At 45.0% G+C, this 21,964-nt stretch carries 18 protein-coding genes; 11 read left to right on the top strand and 7 right to left on the bottom strand.

Features of this window, described 5'->3' with window-relative positions:
- Positions 1-9 precede the first annotated feature (9 nt).
- Positions 10-981 (top strand): phosphate ABC transporter substrate-binding protein PstS family protein, encoded by a 972-nt coding sequence (locus L1D44_RS02515; RefSeq protein WP_239888696.1) that lies wholly within the window; start codon positions 10-12, stop codon positions 979-981.
- Between the two features lie 391 nt (positions 982-1,372).
- On the opposite strand, the gene L1D44_RS02510 is transcribed toward L1D44_RS02515, so the two are convergent.
- Positions 1,373-2,239, bottom strand: a complete 867-nt coding sequence (locus L1D44_RS02510) for a collagenase (RefSeq protein WP_239888695.1) — start codon at positions 2,237-2,239, stop codon at positions 1,373-1,375.
- Positions 2,240-2,381: 142 nt separating this feature from the next.
- On the opposite strand from L1D44_RS02510, the gene L1D44_RS02505 reads away from it, so the two are divergent.
- Positions 2,382-4,163 (top strand): M1 family metallopeptidase, encoded by a 1,782-nt coding sequence (locus tag L1D44_RS02505; RefSeq protein WP_239888694.1) that lies wholly within the window; start codon positions 2,382-2,384, stop codon positions 4,161-4,163.
- A gap of 1,756 nt (positions 4,164-5,919) precedes the next feature.
- Here L1D44_RS02505 and L1D44_RS02500 read toward each other — a convergent pair.
- Together L1D44_RS02500 and L1D44_RS02495 are read right to left on the bottom strand one after the other, a co-directional pair.
- Positions 5,920-6,402, bottom strand: a complete 483-nt coding sequence (locus tag L1D44_RS02500) for a glutathione peroxidase (RefSeq protein WP_239888839.1) — start codon at positions 6,400-6,402, stop codon at positions 5,920-5,922.
- 148 nt (positions 6,403-6,550) lie between these two features.
- Entirely contained in the window at positions 6,551-7,627 is a 1,077-nt protein-coding gene (locus L1D44_RS02495; protein WP_239888693.1) for a DUF4382 domain-containing protein, read from the bottom strand.
- Between the two features lie 420 nt (positions 7,628-8,047).
- On the opposite strand from L1D44_RS02495, the gene L1D44_RS02490 reads away from it, so the two are divergent.
- On the top strand, positions 8,048-8,587 hold the full coding sequence (locus L1D44_RS02490; RefSeq protein ID WP_239888692.1) for a YfaZ family outer membrane protein: 540 nt from the start codon (positions 8,048-8,050) through the stop codon (positions 8,585-8,587).
- Positions 8,588-8,721: 134 nt separating this feature from the next.
- On the opposite strand, the gene L1D44_RS02485 is transcribed toward L1D44_RS02490, so the two are convergent.
- A complete protein-coding gene (locus L1D44_RS02485) occupies positions 8,722-10,071 on the bottom strand; it encodes an RsmB/NOP family class I SAM-dependent RNA methyltransferase (RefSeq protein ID WP_239888691.1) in 1,350 nt (449 codons plus the stop codon).
- Positions 10,072-10,293: 222 nt separating this feature from the next.
- Positions 10,294-10,971, bottom strand: coding sequence for a DUF2461 domain-containing protein (locus L1D44_RS02480; protein ID WP_239888690.1), 678 nt, complete (start codon positions 10,969-10,971; stop codon positions 10,294-10,296).
- A gap of 165 nt (positions 10,972-11,136) precedes the next feature.
- Here L1D44_RS02480 and L1D44_RS02475 point away from each other — a divergent pair, with 165 nt between their 5' ends.
- The 3 genes from L1D44_RS02475 (at position 11,137) to L1D44_RS02465 (ending at position 12,096) form a co-directional block, all read left to right on the top strand.
- On the top strand, positions 11,137-11,592 hold the full coding sequence (locus L1D44_RS02475) for a YaiI/YqxD family protein (protein WP_239888689.1): 456 nt from the start codon (positions 11,137-11,139) through the stop codon (positions 11,590-11,592).
- A gap of 104 nt (positions 11,593-11,696) precedes the next feature.
- Positions 11,697-11,840 carry a hypothetical protein gene (locus L1D44_RS02470; RefSeq protein ID WP_239888688.1) on the top strand — a complete coding sequence of 48 codons (144 nt, stop codon included), beginning with the start codon at positions 11,697-11,699 and terminating at the stop codon, positions 11,838-11,840.
- 49 nt (positions 11,841-11,889) lie between these two features.
- Positions 11,890-12,096: a hypothetical protein gene (locus L1D44_RS02465; RefSeq protein WP_239888687.1), complete on the top strand. Its 207-nt coding sequence runs from the start codon at positions 11,890-11,892 to the stop codon at positions 12,094-12,096.
- 154 nt (positions 12,097-12,250) lie between these two features.
- On the opposite strand, the gene L1D44_RS02460 is transcribed toward L1D44_RS02465, so the two are convergent.
- On the bottom strand, positions 12,251-12,565 hold the full coding sequence (locus L1D44_RS02460) for a putative quinol monooxygenase (protein ID WP_239888686.1): 315 nt from the start codon (positions 12,563-12,565) through the stop codon (positions 12,251-12,253).
- A 415-nt stretch (positions 12,566-12,980) separates the two neighbouring features.
- Between L1D44_RS02460 and L1D44_RS02455 the strand changes: the two genes are divergently transcribed.
- The 4 genes from L1D44_RS02455 to L1D44_RS02440 all read left to right on the top strand — a co-directional run bounded on the left by L1D44_RS02455 (position 12,981) and on the right by L1D44_RS02440 (position 18,713).
- Positions 12,981-14,375 (top strand): glutamate decarboxylase, encoded by a 1,395-nt coding sequence (locus L1D44_RS02455; RefSeq protein WP_220768523.1) that lies wholly within the window; start codon positions 12,981-12,983, stop codon positions 14,373-14,375.
- 60 nt (positions 14,376-14,435) lie between these two features.
- Complete coding sequence (locus tag L1D44_RS02450; RefSeq protein ID WP_239888685.1) at positions 14,436-16,175, top strand: transporter; 1,740 nt, start codon at positions 14,436-14,438, stop codon at positions 16,173-16,175.
- 538 nt (positions 16,176-16,713) lie between these two features.
- On the top strand, positions 16,714-17,805 hold the full coding sequence (locus L1D44_RS02445) for a PfkB family carbohydrate kinase (RefSeq protein WP_239888684.1): 1,092 nt from the start codon (positions 16,714-16,716) through the stop codon (positions 17,803-17,805).
- Entirely contained in the window at positions 17,799-18,713 is a 915-nt protein-coding gene (locus tag L1D44_RS02440; protein ID WP_239888683.1) for a pseudouridine-5'-phosphate glycosidase, read from the top strand. The genes L1D44_RS02445 and L1D44_RS02440 overlap by 7 nt, the downstream gene beginning before the upstream one ends.
- A 75-nt stretch (positions 18,714-18,788) precedes the next feature.
- On the opposite strand, the gene L1D44_RS02435 is transcribed toward L1D44_RS02440, so the two are convergent.
- Positions 18,789-20,057, bottom strand: coding sequence for a dicarboxylate/amino acid:cation symporter (locus tag L1D44_RS02435; protein WP_239888682.1), 1,269 nt, complete (start codon positions 20,055-20,057; stop codon positions 18,789-18,791).
- 526 nt (positions 20,058-20,583) lie between these two features.
- Here L1D44_RS02435 and gltS point away from each other — a divergent pair.
- A complete protein-coding gene (gltS, locus tag L1D44_RS02430) occupies positions 20,584-21,813 on the top strand; it encodes a sodium/glutamate symporter (RefSeq protein WP_220768528.1) in 1,230 nt (409 codons plus the stop codon).
- Positions 21,814-21,964: the final 151 nt, after the last annotated feature.

Below are 21,964 nucleotides of genomic sequence, written 5' to 3'. Positions count from 1 at the left end.
GAGCAAAGAATGAAACTGAAACAACTTGTTGGCGCGGTAAGTTTTACTGCAGCGACTGTATTTTCTGCAGCATCAATGGCTGAAATCGACCAGTCTTTACCCACTTACGAAAAGACAAGCGGCGTGTCAGGCAACTTATCTTCAGTTGGCTCAGATACGCTGGCTAACATGATGACACTATGGGCTGAAGACTTTAAGCAGCTCTATCCAAACGTCAATATACAGATCCAAGCGGCGGGTTCTTCTACTGCGCCACCTGCATTAACTGAAGGGACTTCTCAATTCGGCCCCATGAGCCGTAAGATGAAGCCAAATGAAGTTGAGGCATTTGAAAAGCATTATGGTTATCAGCCAACACCTATCCGAGTTGCAATCGATGCGCTAGCGGTATTTGTGCATAAAGATAACCCGATTGAAGGCATGAGCATCGAGCAGATCGACGGTATCTTCTCTTCTACAGATAAGTGCGGTGGCGGCGATGTGACACGCTGGGGCCAAGTCGGGCTTGATGGTGGCTGGGCGGCGAGAGATATACAGCTTTACGGCCGTAACTCGGTATCGGGCACATACGGTTACTTTAAGAAGAAAGCACTTTGTAAGGGTGACTTCAAAGCAAATGTAAACGAGCAGCCTGGTTCGGCATCTGTCGTGCAGTCAGTTTCTCAATCACTGAATGCGATTGGCTACTCTGGCATCGGTTATAAGACTGCCGGCGTGAAGGCGGTTGCGATTGCTAAGAAAGGCAATAATTATGTCGCGGCTACCGCTGAAAATGCGGCAACGGGCAAGTACCCACTATCTCGCTACCTCTACGTATATGTGAATAAACATCCAAATAAAGAGCTTGCTCCAATGGATCGCGAGTTCATCCGCTATGTACTTTCTAAGCAAGGTCAGCAAATCGTAGAAAAAGACGGTTATGTTGCATTACCACGCAGTGTTATTGCTAAAGATTTAGCTAAAGCGGGCATTCGTCTTTAATCACGAATGATAACAATGACCAACGCACATTGATGAAAAGGCCTCTATTGAGGCCTTTTTTGTGGCCGCGATTGAGCCGGGGAACAACGATAGAGAGTGATAAACAGGAAGCGGCAAAAAGAGCATAAAAAAAGCGACCTAAATGAGGTCGCTAAGGTTCCAATTCGGAATCCTGGGACAGTGGCGCTAGACACTATCTAAAGGGAATGATGATGAACGGTGAAAATAGATCGACCCATTTCGTAAAACACATCGATTGTCATTCTGTTCATATAGTCAGAGTCGTCACATCGCCTAAAGTTCAAAATTAAATTCAAAATAATGAATAAATGCTGGTGGCTTTCACTAACCGTTTCCCTTTATCAGATCCGTGACTTTTAACATCATCGGATTACAAGGTCTTAAGCCAGCTTTGAAATTCATCATCCATGCTAGTGTCCCATTGCTTAATCAAAGCTTGGTATCTTGGATAATCACCTTTACGGGTGAAGCCAAGCATTTCATCGACCTTGTCTTTATGGTTTTCCATCATAAAGCGCACCGCGAGGTAGCCCCAACGATAAACACGATCGGTTCCGCCATTTTGCTCATAGCTAGTATTGAAGATCTCGCTTAGTGCAAGGTTATTCTCGCCAATTAAGGCAAGCGCTTTAGGGTTGTTATCACCCACAGAGATATATTCAGCTACACCTTCGCTCCACCAAACCGTATGTGGGTACAGTGGCGCAGGTTTAGGGCAGTACTCAGGGCCGCTGTGAGAGTCATGCAGCGACAGACAAAAGTCACCATAGAGGTTGAATCTGCCATCGAGATAATGCACGTATTCATGTGCTAGGTTCCACACTTGGCCCTTTTTTTCATAGGCCACAAACTCGGCTTGGTTGCCGCTCTTCCAAGGCAAGCCTTCTAAATACATGCCGCCGTTATCACTGGGGACATCAAAGTGGTTAGTCACGTGGGCTACGTAGTCTTCTCTTGAGTGATAGACATTGGCGCGCATGCTGTGATTATTATCATCGGCAACGGGCTTGTTCAGTGTGCCAAAGAGTTTGTGGAAATTGGCTTCCTGTCTAACCAATAACTCGCAAGCGGATGCTATCTGCGCTTCGGTTAAGGCCTGAGAGCGAATGACAATGGTATCGCTACAGGCATGATTTTGACTGAGAACTTCTTCAATGCTTGCGTCTTGCTGAGCTTGAGCTGTGACAGGCAACAGCGAAGCTAGGGTTAGTGAGAGTAGGGGGTATTTATTTTTCATCGAGGGTTTCTCTGATTTGTTGTTTTGCATACAATATTCACAAGTGTTTCATTTCGCTCTGTTGAAGTCAAATGGAGCTTTTATTCATGGCTAATAGCGTTAGAATACAATTGATTAACCAGCCACATAAAAAGGATATGCCGTGTCAAAGCAATGGGATAATAATCACGATTACCACTCGTTTGCCAATACCGATGAGGTGAGGGTTAAGCATCTTTCGCTATCCCTCGATGTTGATTTTGAGGCAAAGCAGTTAGCAGGGCAGGTAGAGTTACAGCTGGAGTTTATCGATAAGCAGAGTCGAGAACTCTGGTTAGATTGTCGAGACTTAACGATTGAAACGGTTGAGTCTAATGCTCAGCAGCCACTAGCCTTTAGCCTAGATAAGCAAGATGAGATCTTGGGTCAGCGTTTAAATATTCAATTAGATCCCAGTGTTTCGAGTGTACTCATTCGTTATCGCACATCGCCTCTGGCGCAGGGGCTACAGTGGCTGACGCCTCAGCAAACCAGTGGTAAGAAACAGCCGTTTCTATTTAGCCAATCTCAACCCATTAATGCCCGTAGCTGGATCCCGCTACAAGACACGCCAAAAGCACGGATCACCTTTGATGCTGTGGTGAATGTCCCGCAAGGGATGCGCGCTGTGATGAGTGCGATGAATGATGCTAAGGCACCCTTAATGGGGCAGTTTAGTTTTACCATGGAAAAAGCGATGCCGACTCACCTATTGGCGATCGCCGTTGGTGACTTGGCCTTTGGCGAACTTGGCGAGCGAACGGGAGTCTATGCCGAGCCAGAGGTGATTGATGCGGCGGTGGCCGAATTTGAAGACACTGAGAACATGGTTGAGGTGGCCGAGTCTTTATTGGGGCCCTACCCTTGGGGGCGGTATGACATGATAGTCTTGCCGCCGAGTTTCCCATTTGGCGGCATGGAGAACCCGCGTCTTGCCTTTATGACTCCCACCCTGATTGCAGGCGATAAGAGTCTGGTATCGACGGTCGCTCACGAGCTCGCGCACTCTTGGACGGGCAACTTGGTGAGTAATGCCACCTGGCGTGATCTCTGGCTTAATGAGGGCTTTACCACCTACTTTACCAACCGCATCGTGGAAGAGGTCTACGGCAAGGAGTTAGCTGAACTTGAGTTAGTGCTCGAAAATGGTCGTTTGCAGGAGGCGATTTCAACAACGGAACTCAATGCCCAGACACTGCCTGCCAACATGCAGCAGCAAGATCCCAATGAAGCGTTTAACCGTTTTACCTATGATAAGGCTTCGATGTTTGTTCATGACTTAGAGAGGCGGCTCGGACGTGAGACGTTTGATAAGTTTTTGTATGAGTATGTGCAAGCTTTTGCGTTCGAAGCTATCACCACTGAAACCTTCGTTGATTATGCTAGGCAAACATTGCTGAAGCAGCACTCACAACAGCTTTCAGAAGCTGAAATGCTTGAGTGGATTTATGGTGAGGGGATGCCGAGTTGGTTTAATGAGCCTAAGTCTAAAAGTTTGGATAAGGTGATTATAGCGTTGCGGGCATTCGATGATGGTGCCTCGGCCAAGAGTTTGTTAACCGATGGCTGGCGCGTTCACCACTGGCAATACTTCTTAACGAACTTACCTCAAGCGCTTTCCCATGAGCAACTCGCTGACTTAGATACAACATTTAAGTTTACTCAATCGACGAATGCAGAAATTGCCTGCGACTGGTTTAGGGTGGCGATTCGTAACCGTTATGAGACAGTATTATCGGCAGTGAGTGACTACTTGGTAAAAATTGGTCGAGGAAAGTTTGTTAAACCTCTTTATAGTGAGCTACTTAAGGCTGGATTTAAGCAGGAGGTTAAGCAGATCTACTCTCTGGCTCGTGATGGTTATCATCCATCGATTGTGGTGATGTTAGATCAGCAGTTGCTGTAGCCGAAGCTAGAGTAGGTGAAGTTTTGGTAAAAAAAATGGCAACCTAATCAGGTTGCCATAAAAGTATCAGTTTGAAAGTTAAGTCTTTAATGCGCTAGCGAAAGACTTAACTCTATGACAAACCTAATAGGAATGCCTAAGGGAATGATGATGAACAATGAAACTAAGGTTAAGCCAATATATTAAGTCGTTAATCCTTAATATATTCACTTAAAGAGAATCGGTTCATATAGTCAGAGTCGGCAAATTTCAAATAGTTCCCACTAGCTGCAAAAAATTTGATTTTATTTTTTAATATCTCTAAAGGGATAGCTGGGGAGGTGGCTTTGGTGGAGCTAGTATTTGATATAACCCGCTGATATGTTTCTTGTTACCTTGTTTATCTTGTCGTGTTAGCCCCGCAGTAAATCTCAGGCAAAAAAAAGGCAACCTAATAGGTTGCCGTAATAATCTATTTCGAAATAACTGTTCATGCGCTAGCTAAACATTTATTTGATGGCAAACCCAAGAGGGGAGATGCCAAAGAGAATGATGATGAACAATGAAACTAAGATTAAGCCAATATATTAAGTCGTTAATCCTTAATATATTCACTTAAAGAGAATCGGTTCATATAGTCAGAGTCGGCAAATTCCAAATAGTTCCCACTTGCTGCAAAAATTTGATGTTATTTTTTTTAATATCTCTAAAGGGGTAGTTGGGGAGGTGACTTTGGGGGAGCTAGTATTTGATATAATCCGCTGATATGTTTCTTGTTACCTTGTCGTGTTAGCCCTGCAGTAAACCTCAGGCAAAAAAAGGCAACCTAATAGGTTGCCGTAATAATCTATTTCGAAATAACTGTTCATGCGCTAGCTAAACATTTATTTGATGGCAAACCCAAGAGGGGAGATGCCAAAGAGAATGATGATGAACAATGAAACTAAGATTAAGCCAATATATTAAGTCGTTAATCCTTAATATATTCACTTAAAGAGAATCGGTTCATATAGTCAGAGTCGATAAATTTGAATTAGTTCCCATTAGTTTCAAATTTTTCTGATTTTATTTTTTATAACCCTAAGTGGTTAGTTCGTCATTGCTGTTTGGTTTGTTCTAGATGTGAGCTCGGCTCTTGCTTGGCAGTGTTATTGGGAAGGGCTGGCGCTTGCAAGGGCGGTATAGGCTAGAGGGGCAATGTTTGCAATACCTGCCTGAAATGCCTATTTGAATTGATAGTTTACAATCGTGATTTGAAGCTGTTGTTTGAAGTATCGTTTTAGCTTGAGAGTGGCAAAAAAAATGGCAACCTAATCAGGTTGCCATAAAAGTATCAGTTTGAAAGTTAAGTCTTTAATGCGCTAGCTAAAATCCTTAACTCTATGGCAAACCTAATAGGAACGCCTAAGGGAATGATGATGAACAATGAAACTAAGATTAAGCCAGTATATTAAGTCGTTAATCCTTAATATATTCACTTAAAGAGAATCGGTTCATATAGTCAGACTGGTCAATTTAGGTTTAGTTCAATCCATATTTAAAATTTTTATAAAAAAGTGCCAAAAACTGAAAAATGGATAAAAAAAGGGCAACCCAAGGGGTTGCCTGATTGATCTACATGGAGATCAAGGGGGCTGCGCTAGAAGCCCCAGGGAGAATGATGAACATAAAAATCAATGCTCTAAAGGTTAGAGGTAAGTATTTAGATAAAGTTCAAAAAATAACCTAGATTATTTGAACTTTTTTTAAGAGAATTTTAAGTCGCTAATTTTATGGATTAAAGTAGCTTTAAGATCTCTGATTCAATCGCCATAGGTTTGGTGGTTGGCGCAAAACGTTGAGTGACTTTACCCTGTTTATTGACTAGAAACTTAGTAAAGTTCCATTTGATCCTCTCTGAACCGAGCAAGCCCTTAGCGGAATGTTTTAAGTAGGCATAAAGTGGTGCGGTGTTGGTACCATTGACCTCTATTTTTTCGAATAGGGGGAAGGTCACGCCAAAGTTCAATTCACAAAAAGCGCTAATGGCTTGGCTATCACCTTTTTCTTGCTCGCCAAACTGATTGCAGGGGAACCCTAGTACCACAAGCCCTTGAGCTTGATGTTTTTGATACAGGGCTTCAAGTTCTCTATATTGAGGGGTAAAGCCACATTCGCTAGCAGTATTGACGATCAAAATGACCTTGTCTTTAAAGTCCGCCAGTGAAACCGTTTGCCCCTGAATGTTGTTAACTGAAAAGTTATAAATGGAAGTTGTCATCATGTTCCCCTCGTTGCTTTAGGGATACTCTAGCGCGATTTTGTCGGCTTGTGCACTGAATTTAGTAGAGGAGTGGGCTGAAGGGACTACAAGTAAAAATAAAGGGGCGATGTGCGCCCCTTTATAACGATTGCAGTTGTAATTTAAGTTAAGGCGCTACAGGATCAAATGACTCTGGAAAATGACGTGTTGTCGTTTCACCAAGGATCACAGTCACATCTTGCTCGTCTGAGTCGATGAAGAAGGGGGCGCTGCCATCTTCTGGTTCACGCACGTTAGACGCTTCAGGATCATCATTTTGAGCTAAGCAGGTATAGCCAAGGCTATAGGTGTCAGCGACGACAAAACCAAATTCGTATTCATAACCCGTGATTTTTTCACTGTCGTCAAGGATTGGGTTAACTCTCGCCGATGTAATTGGCGCTACCTGGGTTAAGACGTTTGGCCCTGTTCTAAAGTCTGCCATCTGATCGAGTGCCGTCTCGCTTGGGTAAAGGTAAACCGCAGGGCTAAACTCTGAACCTCCAGCAGCAGTTTCACAGCTAACCATGGTTTCTTGGCTAATTTGGCCTTTAATTGCACCGACTTCAGATGCGTTAACAAGCTGCACAGAGGTCGGTTTTAGTGTCCAGTAATCCTTGTTTCCGTGGGGTGCTTGTAAGCCTTTTGCGAGGTTAAATTCGGCAACAAAGCTGTTATTACCCGCAGCGATAGTAAAAGATTTATTAAAGAACAGACGGCCGGTATTTTCTTCATCGGCACCCACACCACCACAAGAGCCGTTACTGTTGGTAACTAGGCCTTCAATGTCACCGCCTACGAACTCACCATTTTCATCTTCAGTGGCGCCACTTAATACATAAGAGCTTTCATCGCTAGAGATGGTGTTGTTCTCCATGTAAATACACATCTGGTATTCACCCACTGGCACAGATTGGCCACTGACCAATGTTTCCACATTTTGCCCTTGAAAGCTTAAAAGGTCGACATGTTGTAAACCGTCATCACCGGTGGCAACATCGAATGAGAAGGCGCCTTCACTGTTCTTTAGAACAACTTGCTTAAAAGCCACGTTGACTATGTTAGCGTCAGCCGGGTTGTCTGAAACGCCAAGGCTAAATAGAGCCTGTTCTGGCTCATTAGAGTCACTGTCTGAACCGCAACCGGATAGCATTAAGCCTGTGGCGATAGCGATTGTGAGTGAAGTTAGTTTTAACTGTTTCATCTGTGCTCCAAAGCAGTTTTCTTTTGATAATTGAGTATAGTCGCTGCCCACAATTTTTGCGGAGTTTGAATTGAATAAAAACTCGCTTCAACCCTAGATAAGGCAAGGCTTTGAGGACTTATACTTGATAAAGGCAGGGTTAAATTACCACATAGAAAATAAGATATTTATGTTTTTTTTAGCCTTTAGGCTCGAGTAGCGTTAAAGCTAGCGCTAACGTAAAGATTTAACAGGTAAAATTAATACTCCTTCTTTATGTTGCAAGTGGATACATCTGCAAGTATGTGGTTGTTTTTGTTGTGCCGAGGTTTTTCGGTTGTCGCTATTTATTTAAATGCACTGTGTGAGTTCAGGTTTCTATAAAAAAGCGCTAGGGCTTTGTGTATGCTTGCCGAAAGCTTATAAGTTTCGGAATTATCAATGACAGTTAAAACTATAATGGCAACGCTGGTACTGAGTGCCTTGTCTATCAATGCTCATGCGACAGATTTTACATTTGGTCTCAATGACGACACCCTGTCGACTGAACTACAGTTCGATCTCAATAAAGATGTTAACGGCTCTGTTGAGTATATCTATGCCGATAAGGGGGGCCAGATGTTGTCTGGTGCGCTGCATATTGCTCATGATGCGGGGATCCATCACTTTGAGCTAGGGGCTAAGTTTTCTCAGGTATGGTCAAAGAAGAGTCAAAACGGTAACTTCGTTGGAATTGGTGGTCGTTATGCGATGCACTTAGGTTCAAATCTTTCTATCCATGGTTCAGGCTACTATTCTCCATCTGTGTTGTCGTTTGGTGACATTGACGGATCTTGGCAGTTAGATGGCCGAGTACAGTATAACTTGAACCCTGCGTTAGCGCTGTTTGTGGGCTACCGTGATATCCGTTTGCAGTATGACAATGCGTCAAACACTAGCTTAGATTCAGGCTTCTACCTAGGTGCCAAAGCCTCATTCTAAGTCGCACTCAGCCTGTGTATGCTCGATATTTTAATACGGTCGAAAGAGCAGATAAGTATATAGATGGGCGATAAGCTATTGCCAAAAAAACGCCATACAGTGTATGGCGTTTTTTTATTGTTAATCTATCGCAACTAGTGTTTTTTCATTTTGGCGACGAACATACCATCGCTATCGGCCTCGTGAGGCCAGATGGTGAGCATCTGAGTCTGCTTGCCAGTAAACGGGTGTGTCACTGTTTGTAGTTCAAACTCTGGGTTTGCCGCTAAGAAGGCGTTCACTACCTGTTCATTTTCGATAGGTGAGAGTGAGCAGGTGGCATAAACCAGCTGACCTTGGGGCTTAACCGCTTTGGCGCTGCGAGTCAGGATATCTAGCTGCAGGGCATGTTTATCGGTCACGACACTCGCATCATCGAGCCAGCGCATATCGGGATTACGTCGCCAGGTGCCGGTGCAGCTACAGGGCGCATCGACTAACACTCCATCAAAAGCGTTAGCGTTAACGGGTAAGTCATCGCTTTTCCATGGCGCAGTCGTGATCCCATTAAAGCCTGCACGCTTAGCCCGTTTAGTGAGCTCCTCTAACGGCTTACGGCGAATATCTGAGGATACTATCGAGCCTTGTGCCGATGAGTCTTGTCTTAGCATTAAAGAGCGTAGCTGCAGTGTTTTACCGCCAGCGCCGCTGCAGGTATCCCACCACTTTTCATCCGCTTTGGGCGCACAAATTTGGCCAATAACCTGTGAGCCTAGATCTTGGATCTCCAGCTCACCCGCTTGATAGGCCGCAATAGCGTTGAGGTTGACGCTCTTATGTCCAAGGCTCACTGCATCATCAAAGTACTCACTGGCAACGGCGGTGATCTCATCGTTAGCGAGCGAGTCAATCAGTTGTTGCTGGGTGAGGGTTTGTGCTCGGCCCCAGATTGGCGGGCGTGAACACATGGCGTCGATGACCGCTTGCTTATCTGCTTCATTGACTTGGGATACAATCCAAAACCACGCAGGTAATAACTCAGTATCGCAGAAGCTTATATTGGCAAACTGCAGGTTTAAAAACGCACAGCGGTTACTCACACTGACCAAGGCTTGCGTGGCAGGGCTTAGGTTAAACTCTGGTGACTGGTTGGCAAACTCTCGCCACGCGGCGCTAAATTGGCTCCATTTATGTCCTTCAAGTTCGGCAACTAGGCTCAAGCATGCGAACCAACTCTCATCTTGTTGCTCACTGATATGGATCTTTTTGAGCCAGCCCCACCAACGAAATAGTGCAAACAGACTCTCGCGAATGACGCGTCTATCTTTAGAACCGTGCTTTTTATGGGTTCTGAAGTACTCCCCGACAATGCGGTCTGCTGGTAGCTTTTCACTCATCACACTGACAAACAGCTGATGTATGGTGTTGCTATAGCTTAATGCTCGTTTTTGCGCAGGGGTATCTGCTTGAAAAGCGTCTTGTGGAGATGATGAAGGTTCTACCATTAAAGTGTGCCTGAACTTGCCTAAATTGGCTGGAAATAAAAACTGGCGCAATTGTAGCAGAGATTGTAGTGGAGTGTAGAGGCGCTTGCGAGAAACGCCTCAATCGGCACGGCAGATTAGGGTGTTTGTCGTAGACCGTTGCTCGGTATGAAAAAGGGAGAAAACCTAGACGAATTTCCTCCCCTAATGATCACTCTTTTAACCTTAGAAATCTTAGAAATCTTAGAAATCTAAGTCGAGTGCAAAGCAGAGATAGCGCATCAGTTGCTGGCAGGCGGCAAACTCTCGGGCGCAAGTATCGACAAACTCAGGTGCACACACCTGCTCGATGCTTAACGGCTTAATCGCAATAAAGTCTTTGCGCTTAAGCTCCTCTAGCATGGGATGGTCTTTGTCATAGCCTTTTGGTGGGCGAATAAGCTTGCTGCCTTGCATTTCGAATCCCTGACTCGTCAACTCACGCAGTGCTTTTTTGTAGCCATTAGGGTTTTCATCGATACAGCTGCGAATAGCATTGAGGGCCGTTGACTCTGGATGCCAAATGCCCGCGCCAACAAAGCAACCATCGTTGGCTAGGTGAAGATACAGGCCTGGCGCATGCACATCTTTGCCCTGAAAATGTCTAAATTGTATGCCGACATTGGTCTTATAGGGGGTCTTATCCTTACTAAAACGGCTGTCTCGCTGGGGGCGCATCATGCTACCGCCAACTTTTTTAGGGACCGCAGTCAAGCGGGGGGATAGCGCTAGGAGTTGTGGCTGCATCGCCTCGATGAATTTAAGTGCAGGAGTGCGCACCTTGTCTTCATATGTTTGTTGGTTCGCCTTAAACCACTCTCTGTCGTTATTGACCGAAAGCTGGTTTAAAAAGTCAAAACATGCAGGAGAAAACAGACTCATAGGAGTAACGCCCTAACTTTAAAGAGAGAATTAGAATAGAGCATATCTTAGTGGTGGAGCTTGATCTACTTTCGCTGCGTACCTTGCTAAGATTAATACAAAATTGCTGTTATAATCTGTGCTCGTTTTTATGGCGCGAATCAGACTGCGCAGAGAGGAGCATAAATGAAGGTTTGGGTTGACGCCGATGCATGTCCGGGTGTGATTAAAGAGATTTTATTTAGAGTGGCAGACAGAGCCAAAATCGAAGTGACGCTGGTGGCTAACCACTGGATGCGTATACCGCCATCGCCTTATATCAATCTAGTGAGCGTCTCTTCGGGGTTTGATGTTGCCGATGATGAGATTGTTAAACGCTTAACGGCCGGAGATCTCGTTATCACCGCCGATATTCCGCTGGCTTCAGAGGTGATAGATAAAGGCGCAGTGGCGTTAAATCCTCGTGGTGAACTCTATACCGAGCAGAACATCAAATCGATCCTCAATATGCGCGACTTTATGGACACCATGCGTGCCAGTGGCGTACAAACCGGTGGCCCTTCGGCGATTGGTGCCAGCGAGAAGCAAGCCTTTGGTAATCAGTTAGACCGGTTTATTACCAAGCATCATAAGCCCAGTTAATGCTGTTTTAACCATAGCGATTGTTCGGCTTGTCGGATCTTCAAACTTGTCGAACTCTAAAATATGTTTAGTCCCAAAATAGCGTGAATAGAAAAGGAGAGCATATGCTCTCCTTTTTTGTATGGCATCAAGTCAGCGATAACGAATTAGTCGTTATTGGCTGTACCCGTCCATTTTTAGACGAAATGTGGGCTCGCCTGATAAATGAAGAGTTCAACTATAATATTAGCTGTACTGTCGTGTTATAACGCGATAGACAAACACCATTTGGTCAATCGATATAGGTAGGTGGGGATTATGGCGGAGCTCAAAATACAGGTAATTGATGACGGCTTAGGTTTTGCTTTACCGCAGGAGGTTGTCGAGCAGTTACATATTCAGGCCGGAGATAGTATTCGTCTAGATAAACTGCCGAATGGAGGCTACCGTTTAGCTAACTTAGATGACAAACTCTCTGAACAGATGGAGTTGATAGAGGGCTATATGCATGAAGAAGACGCATAAGCCCTAAGGTGATGATGATTTTTTGAACGCCCTCAAAAATAAGACTGCTAAGTGTTCCATGGCCACGATTTACTATTCTGCTATTAACGTAAGGGCAGTGGCGCAGAGTTAAGCACGTTCTAGCTAAAGCGATACTAACTCAACCAGTGTTCACTTAACCGATTAGCGTCATCTCATTGAGAGTAAAGCTCTCAACCATTCCTTCGGTCGCCGCAACATAGTCCTGTAGATGCGGTGCATTCATATGAGCTTGCCAAAGCACTTTTGAAGTCCAGTTCTCATAAAAGGTGAAGTGGGCGGGATTGTCATTATTCTGGTGCAGGTCATACTGCAAGCAGCCTTCTTCCTTTCGAGTTATTGCAATCAGCTTTATTAGCTCGGCTTTTACTTTTTCAACCTTGTCTTCGCGAGCCGTGATATTTGCCACTATTGTTAATTGAGTGGTTGCTGGGGATGTCGATTGCGTCATGTTGTTTCCTTTATCAATATTCTTCTCGGTGTTTCTGCGGGAACATTAAGAGTAATAGATTTAGTTGTTAGTAATAACAGGGTAATGATTGATTCATTGTCAAAATAATATTTAGGGTGAGCTGCTTAATGCATTATAGGCATTCATTAATGAACCTATACTGAGTTACCAGATGGGCTTCAAGGTTATCTTAAGGTGTTGTTAATGGGTTAAAATGTTGCCCTTGGTTCTCGTATTGTTATTTTTAACTGACATTCTCGTTTGTTTGTGTTTTTTACATTAATTCTGGATTAATTGTGCAGTTTATCCTTCGGCTGGATGTTGCGGTTGTAGGTGCTATCTTCTATGTTGGTTATGTCAGCTGACCATCGCCAGCTAGTAGGAAATTTTATTTAATTCATTGGAGTAAAATATAATGCCTCTTCACTCAAAAGATACTGTGCGAGACGACCTCTTAGATGATATCTACTCATCGACAGATTTAGCTTTATCCATGCCTAAATATAAGATGCCTGAGCAGGAAAATAATCCACGTCATGCATATCAAATCGTACACGACGAGCTGATGATGGACGGAAATTCCCGTCAAAACCTAGCGACATTTTGTCAAACTTGGGTTGAGGATGAAGTCCATCAATTGATGGACGAATGTATCGATAAGAATATGATCGATAAAGATGAATATCCTCAAACCGCAGAACTCGAAGCCCGCTGCGTGCATATGCTTGCCGATCTATGGAACTCTCCTGACGCTGAAAACACCTTAGGTTGCTCGACTACAGGTTCGAGCGAAGCTGCGATGCTCGGTGGTATGGCATTGAAATGGGCTTGGCGTAAGAAGATGAAAGCTTTAGGTAAACCAGCGGATAAACCCAATATGGTTTGCGGTCCGGTACAGGTCTGCTGGCATAAATTCGCGCGTTACTGGGACATAGAGTTACGTGAAATTCCGATGGAAGGCGATCGTTTAATCATGAATGCTGAAGAGGTGATTAAACGTTGCGATGAGAACACTATTGGGGTGGTACCAACCCTAGGGGTGACGTTCACCTGTCAATACGAACCAGTAAAGGCGGTGCATGATGCACTCGATCAGTTGCAAAAAGATACCGGACTGGATATCCCAATACATGTTGACGCCGCCAGTGGGGGATTTTTAGCGCCATTTTGCCAGCCAGAGCTAGAATGGGATTTTAAATTACCACGGGTCAAATCGATTAATGCATCGGGTCATAAATTTGGTTTGAGTCCTCTTGGTGTGGGCTGGGTTATTTGGCGAGATGCATCAGCGTTAGATGAAGACCTTATTTTTAATGTGAACTACCTCGGCGGTAACATGCCCACCTTCGCACTGAACTTCTCCCGCCCAGGCGGACAGATAGTCGCGCAATACTATAATTTCTTACGTTTAGGTAAAGAGGGGTATCGCAAGATCCATCAGGCTTGTTACGACACGGCGCAATACCTGTCGAGCGAGATTGAAAAGCTGGGTATGTTCGAGATTATCTATGATGGTCATGGTGGGATCCCTGCGATGAGTTGGTCCTTAAAAGAAGGCATAGATCCAGGGTTTAATCTGTTTGACCTCTCAGATCGTATCCGTTCTCGAGGTTGGCAGATTGCAGCTTATGCGATGCCGCCTAAGAGAGAGGACTTAGTCATTATGCGTATATTGGTTCGTCATGGCTTTAGCCGAGATCAGGCCGACTTATTAGTGGCTGACTTGAAGCATTGTGTCGAGTTTTTTGCCGAACATCCTATTTCACACGGCAGTGACGCCAAAGAGTCTGCAGGCTTTAATCATGGTTAACTAGTCGAAAGGCCGTCTACATAGACGGCCTTTTTCTATATAACTTAGTGAGAAATGATTATGAATATTTCTGAGTTATTCAGTTTTGTGTTTAGTTATATCGCTCATAACCCCTTTGTGTTTCTATTTTTAGCCATCGCTATCGGTTACCCACTTGGCAAGCTCTCTATCAAGGGAATAGCCCTAGGCTCAACGGCCGGAACCTTAGTCGTAGGTGTGGCTATCGCACTGACGGCTTTTTCAGTTTATGGGTTGAAAATCGAAGAGCCCGGATTAGTGTCAGACATTTTCTTGATGATGTTTATGTATGCGATAGGCATGAAGGTGGGGCCGCAGTTTTTCTCCGGACTTGCTAGAGGCGGCCTCGATTTTGTCGTGATAGGCCTGATAGTGGTCTTTAGTAACTTTCTTATCGTGTTTTTCGGCGCCAAATTACTCGGTTTAGCCCCAGGTTATGCTGCAGGGATAATCTCGGGCAGTTATACCGTCACGGCGGTGATGGGTGTTGCGCAATCGGCTATCTCCTCTGGAGCGTTTAAGGCACCAGCGGGTATGACGTTAGATCAAGTGAGCGCGAATATCGCTGCGGGTTATGCTATTAGTTATGTCTTATCCAGTGTTTTCATTATTTTACTTATTAAGTATTTACCCGCGATGTTTGGGATCGATCCTGTAAAGGCGGGTAAAGATGCCGAAGCAGAATTCGGGGTCGGTGATGATGTTGAGGCGCTACCCAGCACGAATGGTTTTTCAAATCTCGGTGTGTTGCCGTTAGACATTCGTGCCTATCGTGTTGAGCACCAAGAGTTAGTTGGTCAAAGCGTTGAGTCGCTGTTTAAGAAATTTCCCCATGCTGCGATTTTAAAAGTGGTTCGAGGCGAGCAAGTATTTGATGCAGCTGATAATCCAAAACTCGCCTTAGGTGATGTGATCGGTATTCGAGGCGACTACCATGTGTTGATAGACGATGGCGCTTTTGTCGGTGTTGAGGTCGATGAACCCAGAGCAAGAAATGTCGACATTGAAGTGGCCGATATCCATCTAGGTAAGTCAGATTATACTGGTAAAACCATTGCTCAAATTAGTGATGAGGTGGGCTTTGGTGTTTACATTAAAGCGCTGTTTCGACAAGGACATCAGCTACCCGTAACCCAACAAGCCGTTGTCGAAATTGGCGATGTATTGCGAGTTGCAGGCTCAGATTGGTGTGTGCAGCAGGTTGCCAAGAAACTCAATAGTACGCCTATTGTTGAGAGCACGCTAACAGAGACATTTTACCTCGCTCTGTCGCTACTCATTGGTTATGTTTGTGGTCACTTTAGCGTTACTTTAGGTGGGATCCCCTTTGCATTAGGGACATCGGCAGGCTGCATGCTAACTGGGATTATTTTCTCCTTCTTAAGGACCCGTAATCCCAACTTTGGTGGGCCGATGAGCGAAGGGGCGAGAAGTTTCTTACAAGACATCGGTTTGAGTCTGTTTGTTGCTGTGCTCGCCGCGACGGTCGGCCCTAAAATTTTGGCATCATTTCAAGGTGTCGTGGTCATTAAGATTGCCGCACTGGGCCTTACTGCCGCATTAGTTCCTCCCTTACTTGCTTGGCTCTATGGTTTATATGTTCGTAAAATGAATCCGGCGATATTGGCAGGGGCTTGTGCTGGCGGACGTAATAGCACTCCGGCAATGAAGGGGGCTCAGGATGCTTGTCAAAGCGATATGCCTGCCGTAGGCTACCCTGTACCTTATGCGCTTACTTCTATGATAGTGCTAGTTTTAGGGTACTTAACTATGGTGATTTAGCTTTTAGAATAAGTGCTTAGCGTTAGGGTTAAGTGCTTGTTCAGAGTGAGAAGATAGATAATAGGTTTACGATACTCGCAGCTCTTTGTGAGGTACTCCGTCCTGTGTGAGACAGCTCCTCTGGAGTGTGAGTGTCGGCCTTTTATTGTATTCATCTATATTAACTTTGTCTTCCGCTGCCATATCTAGTTGTATCCATTACTCGTATCTCTCAATTAAATCAAAGCGCCTTATCTTCAGCTACCTTCACATTAAATAGCAGAGCCGTTGTACTCCCTTAGAGCCTGAATTGACTGTGTTCGCGCCGCTTAAATTGCGAGCACACTCTTATTTGTCTGCAGATAACAGGTTGTTAATTTGTAACTAATTTAGCGTTACTCAAGCTAATATCCTTTCAGCATCTCGATCACAATTTCCTCCAATCAAGCATTGTCGCTCTTGATTAATCAATTAATTAAGCATATCCTCAGTATAAGTTTAAACAAAAGTTTGGTATCCAAACAAATGTTTGTTTGGCCGTGTCGACTGGATAATAACAATGACAGAACGCGAACTCGAGATACTAGCACTACTTAAACAAGACCCATTGATCCCGCAGCAAAATATCGCAGATCAACTGGGGATCAGTCGCTCCGCGGTGGCGGGGCATATCATGAATTTAACCCATAAGGGCGTGATAAAAGGTAAAGGTTATATTCTTGCCGAATCACGTTATGCCATCGTTATTGGTGGTGCCAACATGGATATTCTTGGCCGTCCTCTGCACTCCCTACAAGTCGGTGACTCTAATCCAGGTAGCGTGAGCTGCTCACCGGGAGGCGTGGGCCGCAATATCGCAGAAAACTTAGCAAGACTCGGCTCTGATACCCATCTGATTAGCGCACTAGGTAAAGATACCTATGGCCAGATGATCATGACTCAGTGTCAACAGGCTGGCATTGATATGAAGGGCTGCATTCAACTCGATGAGTTTGCGACCTCAACCTATCTATCTGTACTTGATGGGGACAGCGATATGCATGTCGCCATTAATGATATGGCTATTTTGGACAGACTCAGTGTGGCCGTGTTGAAAACCCACGAGGAAGTGCTGCGCCGAGCTGAGCTGATTATTGTTGATGCCAACTTATCGGCAGAGTCTCTGGAATATCTGTTAAGTAACTTCTCAGATAGACCCATTTTTGTCGATACAGTCTCTTGCGCTAAAGCAAAGAAAATTAAGCCTTTCTTAAGCTCTGTCCACACCTTAAAACCTAACCTTAAAGAAGCTGAGCAGCTGTCTGGGATCACTATTGATAGCCATGAGCAACTGCCTGAACTAGCAAACTGGTTCCACAGCCAAGGCGTGAAGCGCATCTTCTTAAGTCTAGGTGGCGATGGCGTGTTTTATAGCGATGAGGGCGAGCAAGCGTTAGTCCCCGCTATGACTGTGTCTATGGTCAATGCTAATGGCGCGGGTGATGCGTTTTTAGCAGGCCTAGCTCACGGCTGGATCCAGCAGTGGACCACCAAAGAGTCTACTCAATTTGCTATGGGAGCCGCAGTCGTTGCGTTGTCTCACCTAGCCACAATAAACCCTAATATGTCTGAAATTACCGTTAAGCGCGTTATCAAGGAGTCGTTATGTTAGAGCAGTACCTAGATATTAATCCAGAAGTTGCAGCAGCATTAGCAGCAGGTAAGCCTGTGGTTGCATTGGAGTCGACCATTATTTCTCACGGTATGCCTTATCCGCAAAACGTAGAGACGGCGCTTAAAGTTGAGCAGATCATTCGTGACAACGGTGCGGTACCTGCAACAATTGCGATTCTAAAAGGCCGCCTAAAAGTGGGTATGACCCATGAAGAGATTGAATACCTAGGTAAAGCGGGACTAGATGTGATTAAGACTAGCCGCCGTGATATTCCATTTATTGTTGCTAAAGGTGTAGACGGTGCAACGACTGTAGCCTCGACCATGATTCTAGCGCAAATGGCGGGCATTAAAGTGTTCGCAACCGGCGGTATTGGTGGCGTTCACCGTGGCGCGCAGCAGACTTTCGATATCTCTGCCGATCTTCAAGAGCTGGCTAATACCGATGTTGCTGTAGTTTGTGCTGGCGCAAAATCAATCTTAGATATCGGCTTAACCCTAGAGTACCTAGAAACTCAAGGTGTACCAGTTGTGGGTTACCAAACTAAGACGCTACCTGCATTCTATACCCGTGAAAGTGAGTTTGGTGTTGATTATCAGCTAGATACTCCAGCGCAGATTGCTGCGGCAATGAAGGCTAAGTGGGATATGGATCTTAAGGGCGGTTTAGTGATTGCTAACCCAATTCCAGAGGCGCACCAGCTAGACAGAGCTATGATCGATCAAGTGATTGTTGACGCTGTAGCAGAGATGGACAGCAAAGGAATTTCGGGCAAAGCATCGACGCCATTCCTATTGGCTAAAGTGGCTGAAACCACCAAAGGTGTAAGCTTGGCTGCCAATATTGAGCTTGTGTTTAATAACGCCAAACTAGCGGCAAACATTGCAGTTGAATACGCTAAGTAAACGAAAGTGATAGTGAGCAAAAAGGCACCCGAGGGTGCCTTTTTTACTTTGAGCGCTTAGTGACTCTATACGCAGCTATGTACGCGGCTCGGCATTCAGCTCCAGCGATGATGGCGCAGCTAAGTCGTGCTTCTCACTGTGGTCGACAATACTGACAACAGCGGAGTCACCAACCACATTGGTGCTGGTACAGAACATATCGATGATACGATCGAGCGCTGCAACTAATGCGATGGCCTCGACAGGTAAGCCCATCTGATGAATAAGCACGCCGATCATCACAATGCCGCCCCCTGGTACGCCGCCGGCACCAATAGACAGCAGGAACACGCTAAAGGCCAGTGCTGGAATTTGATCCGTTGTGATGGGGTAGCCAAAGGCGTTGCCGACAAAGAAAGCGGCGACAGTGATGTATATAGCCACACCACTCATGTTCATGGTGGCGCCCATAGGCACACCAAAGCCTGCAACGCTGGGTTTAACGCCCAGTTTATCGGTTAAGGTGCGCATGGTAACAGGAATCGTTGCGTTTGAACTGGCTGTTGAGAGGGCAAACAGGAACTGCTCGCGGGTTTTACGGCGAAACTCGCCAGCGGAAATATTAGTTGTCATACCCACAACGACTGGGTAAACCACAAGCGCCCATACAGCGAGTAAGCTTAAAATCACCGCCATATAGCTCAATACGCTGACAAATGCAGATGGCTCGAAGGTGGCACCCAGCTTAACCATGAGGGCAAATACACCAATTGGCGCAACTTGCATCACAACTGTAATCGCCTTGAGCATGATTTTGTTGCCGTACTTGAAGAAAGTCACGATAGGTTTTACATCATCGCCTAACGCCTTAATGATGCCGCCAGTTAGCAGTGCCATAAAGATAATCTGTAGCATATTACCGTCTGCAAACGCCTGAAATGGGTTACTTGGAATAATATTTACAATCATATCGATAAAGCTAGGTAGGCTGGTGGAAGAGAGGGCTGCCCCTTCTTCTCCAGTTAGTTGCATGCCTTGACCGGGGACAATAAGTAACGCAAGGCCAATGGCCGCTGCAATCGCGATAATGGTGTTAACGAGATATAAAGCAAACGTCTTACTACCGAGTCGGCTAAATGACTTTAGGTCTTTCAGCTCGATAATACCGCTAACGATGCTGAAAAAGACCAGTGGCACAACCAGCATCATAATGAGCTGGACAAACATGCTACCAGCGCCGGATGCGATATCCACAAGGGTGGTGTTGGCAAAGCTGGTTTCGCTAAAGCCGTATTGGAACAGTGTCCCTAATATTAGGCCGGCAAATAAGCCGACGAATATACGGGATGATAATGATTTAAACATAAGTCTGCTGCCTTCAATGATGTTGGTTACTTCCTTCCTTAGATAAACGCTCCTTGATTGGTATAAAAAGTATTCAACTAAAGAGACGGGGTTCACAAGTCCGACCAAGCTATTTGATGCAGTTTGCCTGAATTAGAATCAACTACAAAACTTGTTGTTATCAAACTGTTAACATTTTTATGTTGTTTAACGTATATGTTCCGATGTTTCTTTGCAAGTTTGGCGCTTTGTTACGCACAGGTGTAATCGCTTATTCTGGATAATGTGCGGAGCAATTCGGCTGAATGTTGTTGTGGCAGCAGGTGGCTATGAGATGGGGGGAACAAGATGAAGGGTTAAATTATTGTAAAATAACGGGGTGATTAATTAGCCTAATGCTTCTATGATGATATCTAGGCTGCGTGATACCGATACGCTATCTCTTAAGTCAAGTATAAGGGCTATCAATGGGGATTCGGCAACAAGAGGGAGAACCTCTCTTTTCAGGTATTTGCTATTAACCTTCTACAGGGATTAATCGATTGTCATGGAAACACAGTTAATTGAAATTAAAGATTTCGTCTCTTTTACCTTGGCGATAATCGCGTTATTTATCGGTAAATACATTATCTCTCGCTATGAGCTACTCAGAAAATACAGTATTCCAGAGCCAGTAGTGGGCGGCTTCGCTTGTGCGGCAATTGTGGGTGTTCTTTACTATGCCTTCGATATTCAGATTGAATTTAATCTCGAAATTCGTGATGTATTACTGTTGTATTTTTTCGCAGGTATTGGTTTGAAAGCCGATTTTGCGACCTTGCTTAAAGGCGGCAAGCCGCTACTTATCTTAATTACACTGGCGAGTGTGTTCATCTTCCTGCAAAACTTTACCGGTGTGACTATAGCCTCGCTGTTTGGTTTAGACCCCAAGGCTGGCTTGATGTCGGGGTCGATTGCATTGATTGGTGGAGTCGGCACGGCGATGGCTTGGACGCCAACCTTTGTTGAGGAGTTAGGCATTGCCAATGCGAGCGAGCTAGGTATAGCCTCTAATACACTGGGGTTGATCTCTGCCTGTGTGATAGGCGGCCCAATTGCAGCGTATTTGATGAAACGTCATAAGGTCCAGGCTAACCATGACTCTGATCTTGATATTGGTACCAGTCATCAGGCTGGCTCATCACATATTAAGGTGGACTACTTTGGCGTGTTGAGAGCTTGGCTATGGCTAAACGTCACCTTGATTATTGGGTATTTTATCGATCTTGCTCTGCAAGAGGCTGGGGTTAAGCTACCTATGTTCGTCGCTTGTTTATTGGCTGGTATTATCATCGGTAATATCGGCAGAGCCATCCTTAGCCGCAGAGAGGTCAAAGACAGAGCCTATTTAGATGATGCATCACAAGGCTTGTCGCTTATTCAAGATATCTGTTTGGGTATGTTCCTGACCATGGCGTTGATGAGCCTTAAGGTGTGGGAGCTAGAAGGTAGCTTGCTCTATATCTCGGTGGTGATGGCAGTACAGGTATTATTATCGATAATCTTTACCATCTTTGTGGTATTTAGAATGATGGGTAAAGACTATGAGGCGGCTGTGATCTGCTCGGGCTTTGGTGGTGTGACTTTGGGCTCTACCGCAACGGCGATTGTCAACATGACGGCGGTGACTCAGCAATATGGTGCGGCGCATAGGGCCTTTATTATTGTGCCTCTGGTGTGTGGTTTCTTTATCGATATTATTAACGCGATGATTATTAATTTATTCGTTTATTTTTAATCTTGTTTTATTGCGTATAGTGCAAGGGGATTACGACTGCTCGGCAATCTCTGGGCGAGCAGTCACCAAAGGTAGGAGCTTTGCGCCAAAGTGTAAGCGGCGACGTTGTTTGTTATATCACCTTTACAAAACAGACCGAACACTAGCAATG

This window comes from Shewanella sp. Isolate13, from assembly GCF_022398325.1.
Lineage (GTDB): Bacteria > Pseudomonadota > Gammaproteobacteria > Enterobacterales > Shewanellaceae > Shewanella.
This window is presented reverse-complemented; position numbering and strand designations above follow the sequence as displayed.